Annotated in this window: 2 protein-coding genes; both read left to right on the top strand. The window is 72.5% G+C overall.

All coding sequences use genetic code 11. The annotated features are described in order from the left end of the window. The first annotated feature begins 14 nt into the window (after positions 1 to 14). Positions 15 to 3,917, top strand: a complete 3,903-nt coding sequence (locus tag FF041_RS29195; RefSeq protein ID WP_323393029.1) for a non-ribosomal peptide synthetase — start codon at positions 15 to 17, stop codon at positions 3,915 to 3,917. 49 nt (positions 3,918 to 3,966) lie between these two features. Further along, positions 3,967 to 5,256: an MFS transporter gene (locus tag FF041_RS29190; RefSeq protein ID WP_323393027.1), complete on the top strand. Its 1,290-nt coding sequence runs from the start codon at positions 3,967 to 3,969 to the stop codon at positions 5,254 to 5,256. Positions 5,257 to 5,329 lie beyond the last annotated feature (73 nt).

Here is a 5,329-nt window from a genome sequence, read left to right as displayed (position 1 = left end):
CCCGCTATCCCGACGTGGACGGCACACCTCTCCAGATGATCGATCCCCCGGCCCCGCTGCCGCTGCCGGTACACGACCTGTCGGGGATCACGGACCCGCGGAACCGGTGGACCGCCGCCGAAGCCATGGTGGCCTCCGAGACCCGTGCGCCGTTCGACCTGGCGCAGGGGCCACTGGTGCGACCACTGCTGATCCGGTTGGCCCCCGACGACCACATCCTGCAGCTCTCCCTGCACCACATCTCCGTCGACGGCTGGTCGGGAGTACTCCTCGTCCGCGAACTGGCGGCGTTCTACACGTCCCTCGCCACCGGCTCCCCGCTCGGGCTCACCACGCCCCGGCTCCAGTACGCGGACTACGCGCTGCGACAGCGGGAGCAGCACACCGAGGCGGCCCTCGGTGAACAGGTGGCCTACTGGCGGCGGCAGCTCGCGGGCGCTCCCGCGCTCGAACTGCCCACGGACCGGTCGCGGCCCGCACAGCCGACCGGCGAAGGCTCAGGCGTACGCCGGGTGATGCCGCCCGAGCTCGGGAGCAGGCTCGCCGGATTCGCCCGCGACGAGCACGCTTCGCCGTTCATGGTCCTGCTCGCCGGGTTCAACGCGCTGCTGCACCGCTACACCGGCCAGAGCGACATCTCGGTCGGCGTCCCCTCCGCAGGCCGGCCGCACCCCGAGGTCGAGAACCTCATCGGATTCTTCGTCAACATGTTCGTCGCACGCACCGACCTGCGGGGCGACCCCACGTTCCGAGAGCTGGTCGAACGGGTCAGGGACGTCGTCCTCGACGCCTCCGAGTACCAGGACGTCCCCTTCGAACGCCTGGTGTCCGAGCTGCGGCCCGCCCGCAGCGTGGGCCGGAACCCGCTGTTCCAGGTGTCCTTCCAGCTTGAGCACGGGCTGCCGGAGAGGTTCGCCATGGCGGACGTGGAGGCGGAACCGCTGGACTTCGACGCATTCGGGGCGTCCCGCTTCGACCTGTCGGTCCTGGCGATCCTGAGGCCCGACGGACTCGTGGTGGAAGCCGAGTACTCGACCGAGCTGTTCGAGCGGGAAAGGATCCAACGGCTCCTGGAGCATCTGGAGGTGCTGCTCACGAGCGCGCTGGCCGCACCGGACACCCGGGTCTCCGAACTGGCGGTGATCTCCGAGGGGGAGACGGCCGCGCTCGCCGAGTGGTGCGGCGCCGCGCATGCCGTGCCGTCCGCGCGGGTGCGGCGGCGAGTCGACCAGCTGATCGCCGCGCGGGCGCTGCACGCCCCCGGCGCGACCGCCCTCCGATGCGGCGACACGGTGTTCACATACGGCCGACTGGTGGCCCGCTCGGACGACATGGCGGCCCGGCTGCGGCGTGCCGGAGTGGGCCCCGAGGCCGTGGTGGGCGTGTGCCTGGAGCGCTCCGCCGACCTGGTCGTAGCCCTGATGGCCGTGATCCGGGCAGGCGGTGCCTACGTCCCACTCGATCCGGCCGACCCACCGGCCCGCATCGGATACGTCCTGGCGGACTCGGGCGCCCGGCTGGTGCTGGTGGGCGCCGCCGGGTTGCCCGAAGGGCTCGAACTGCCCGAGGACGTATCAGTACTGTGCATCGGACCGGGCGACGACGGCGGATCAGGCGAGGACGGCGAACCGGCCGTGCACAGCGGACCGGTGAGCCGCGCCGCCGTGCACAGCGGCCCGGTGAGCCGTGCCGACCGCGTCGAAACGCCTGACGCGCCCGGCCGTCCGGCACCGTCTGAAGCCGTGGAAATCGCCCGTCCCACCAGGAGCACGGTTCCGTCACCCGTCCTCAGCGACCCCGAAGGCATCGCCTATCTCATCTACACCTCCGGATCGACGGGCCGCCCGAAAGGGGTCATGGTCCGGCACGGCGGTCTGTCGCAGTTCGTCGAAGCGAGCGCCGCACACCTCGGCGTCGGCCCTGGGACGCGCGTGCTGCAGTTCACGTCCGCCGGCTTCGACGCCTCGATCCTGGAGATCTTCACGACGCTCTGCGCGGGCGGCACCGTCTGCCTGATCGGGCGCGAGGAGCGTCTCGGCCGCGACCTCGCCGAGGCCATCCGTTCCACCGGGACGACGCTGGCGTTCGTCCCGCCGACCGCGCTCGCCACCCTGGACATCACCGGCCTGCCGTCGCTGCGCACCGTCGTCACCGGCGGCGAGCCATGCCCCCCGGCCGTCGCCTCGCGGCTCGCCGCCCACCCGGGCATCCGGTTCTTCAACGCGTACGGTCCCACCGAGTCCACCGTGATCGTCACCTTCGAGGAGGTGACGCGGCCGTCCGGGACCTCTCCACCGATCGGGCGTCCGCTGCCCGGTACCCGCCTGTACGTCGTGGACCGGCGCCTGCGCCGCGTCCCCGTCGGCCTCCCCGGCGAACTGCTCGTCGGCGGCGCCCAGCTCACCCGCGGCTATACGGGCAGGGCCGGCCTGACCGCGGCGCGCTTCATCCCCGATCCGTTCGGTGACGAACCGGGCGGGCGGCTGTACCGCACAGGGGACCTCGTACGCTACCGCGCCGACGGCGGACTGGAGTTCCTCAGCAGGGTCGACCGGCAGGTCAAGGTGCGTGGCTTCCGCATCGAGCTCGACGAGATCGAGGTGGCCCTCGGGCGGCAGCCGCAGGTGCGGGCCTGCGCTGTCACAGTGCGGCCGAACAGCACAGGCGAGCAGCAGATCGCCGCGTACGTCACCGTCACCGGCGAGGTGACCGCGGCCGAGCTGCGGACAGGACTGGGGGAGTGGCTGCCCGCGCACATGATCCCCTCCGACTTCGCCGTGCTCGACGACCTCCCCCTCACCAGCGGCGGCAAGATCGACCGTACGGCTCTGTCCGCGACGGCGATCGTCCCGGACAGGCATGAACCCGCCATGCCGAGGGAGCTGACAGCGATCGAAGCCGCGACCGCCGAGATCTTCCAGGACGTCCTGGGCCGCCCGGCCGGCCCCGCCGACGACTTCTTCGCCCTGGGCGGCAACTCCCTTCAGGTCGCCCGCATCGCCTCCCGCATCGAGGCACGGTTCGGCGCGCGGGTGCGGCTGCGTGACTTCTACACCGCCCCCACGGTGGAGAAGCTGGCGGGGCTGGTGGAACAGGCCCGCTCGTCCGGTACGGCGGGGAACGCCGAGGGCGCCCATGACCCACTGCTGCTCGCGAGGCCGGCCGGCCCAGCCTCCCGGGCCCCGCTGTACCTCGTCCACCCCAGTGGCGGCAGCGCCCTGTGCTACCGCGAGCTCGCGAGCCTGCTCGCCCGGACGGAGGGCGGAGCAGGCGGCGGGGAGGTCTACGGCTTCGATGCTCCGGGCCTCGACTCAGTCCCCCACCCCTTCACGGGAATCGAGGAGCTGGCCGCCTCGCATGTGCGCGCCCTGCTCCCGCACCAGCCCCAGGGCCCCTATCATCTCGGCGGCTGGTCCACCGGCGGAGTCGTCGCCTTCGAGATGGCCCGGCAGCTGACCGGCCTCGGCCACGAGGTGCCGTCGGTCGTGCTGTTCGACAGCAGCTTCCCCGGGGCCGCCCCGGTCACCGCCGAGAGCATGCTCCACGCGTTCGTGTCCGACCTCGCCGGACTCACCGGACGCGCTGTTCCCGAAACCCTGCCCGGCCCGCTCGACCAGCAGTCCCTGCTCGCCCTGATCGAGGAGTACGCACTGCTGCCCGGCGGCGTCGGCATCGGCGATGTACGGAATCGGCTCGCGGTCTTCATGGCGACCGTGGGCGCGATCGACACGTATGTGCCCCGGCGCGTGGACAGCGAACTCGTCGTCGTCCGGGCGGCCGACGCGGGCACCCTGCTCGACGCCTGGCCGGAATTCGGCACCGCGGGCAGCAGGATACGTACCGTGCCCGGGACGCACTACTCCATGTTCCGGGCGCCGTATGTGCACGACCTCGTGCGCGCCCTGACGACCTCTTGACCGGAACGCGCCCCAGCGCCCGCCGTGTCCCGATCACCGGAGACATCCCATCGCCAACACCGAACACCACGGAAGGCCGGCCACAGCGGACGACGCGCCGCGGCCCGGCGTCCCGGCCGGGCCGCCCCGACTGCCCCGTACCTATCTCGTCTGGCTGTCGGGCGCACTCGCGTCCTTCCTCGGCGACTCCATGCTGTACTTCGCGCTGGGCTGGGCGGCGACCGCCCACGGCGGAGCCGTGGCCGGCCTGGTCCTCACCGCCGTCAACCTGCCCCGCGTGGCACTGCTCCTCGTGGGCGGCGCGGTCGGCGACCGGTTCGGGGCCCGCCGCGTAATGATCGCCGGTGACTCGGCGATGCTCGTCGTCTCGCTTCTGCTGGCCGCGTTCTCGTACCACTTGGGCGCCGAGCCCTGGCTGCTGATCACCACGGGTGTCCTCATCGGCGTCGTGGACGCCTTCTACCTACCCGCCTCGGGGTCGATGCCGCGCCGACTCGTCGGCAAGGACCGCCTCCCGCGCGCGCTCGCGCTACGGCAGGCCGGGGCACAGCTCATCACCATGGGCGGCGGCCCACTGGGCGGTGTCCTGGTCGGGCTCGCAGGTCTGGCCGGAGCGGCGCTCGTCAACGCCGTCACCTTCGCTCTCGTCCTCGTCGTACTCATCACGATCAAGTCCAGCCAGGACCTGCCGGCGGCCGGCGCCAGGCAGAACGTCCTGCGAGAGGCGGCCGACGGCGTACGCGTGGGCTTCGGCGACGCGGTACTGCGGCCGGGGCTGCTCCTCGTGGCGGCGGCGGCCGGGTGCCTGCTGCCCGTCATGCCGCTGCTGCTGCCCCTGCTCGCCCGCGAGCAGCACTGGAGCGCGGGCGCCACCGGACTCGTGGTCGGCGCCCAGGGCCTCGGCATGGTCGCCGTCACACTCGGTGTCGTACGGAGGGGTCCGCTGGGCCGGCCCGGTCTGATGGCCGCATGCGGCCTGATGGTGGCCGGTCTCGGCGTGCTCGCGCTCGCCCTGGCGCCCGACTCCGGCGCGGCACTGGGCGCCGGACTGGTCACCGGGCTCGGCAACGGACTGTTCTCCTCACACATCGGCCCACTGATCATGACCGTGACGCCCGAGTCCCACCTCTCCCGCATCCAGGCACTGCTGACGCTCGTGCAGAGCCTGCCGCTCCTGGTCATGAACAACGTCCTCGGCAATCTCGCGGGCCTGGCCGGCGTCACCCTCGCCGTCGCCATGTGCGCGCTCGCGGTTGCCGGGACCGGGCTGCTCGCCCTGGCCTCCCGCCCGCTGCGCACCACCCGCACCGGCCTCGAACCGGTGCGGAAACCGGAGTAGAACGGAAACGACGCATGCCGCCCCTGCCACCGCCCCGGTCCGCGCTGCCCACCGGCCCCCCCGCCCGCCCGGT

The sequence above is a fragment of the Streptomyces jumonjinensis genome, assembly GCF_009600885.1.
In the GTDB taxonomy this organism is placed as follows: Bacteria; Actinomycetota; Actinomycetes; order Streptomycetales; family Streptomycetaceae; genus Streptomyces; species Streptomyces jumonjinensis.
This window is presented reverse-complemented; position numbering and strand designations above follow the sequence as displayed.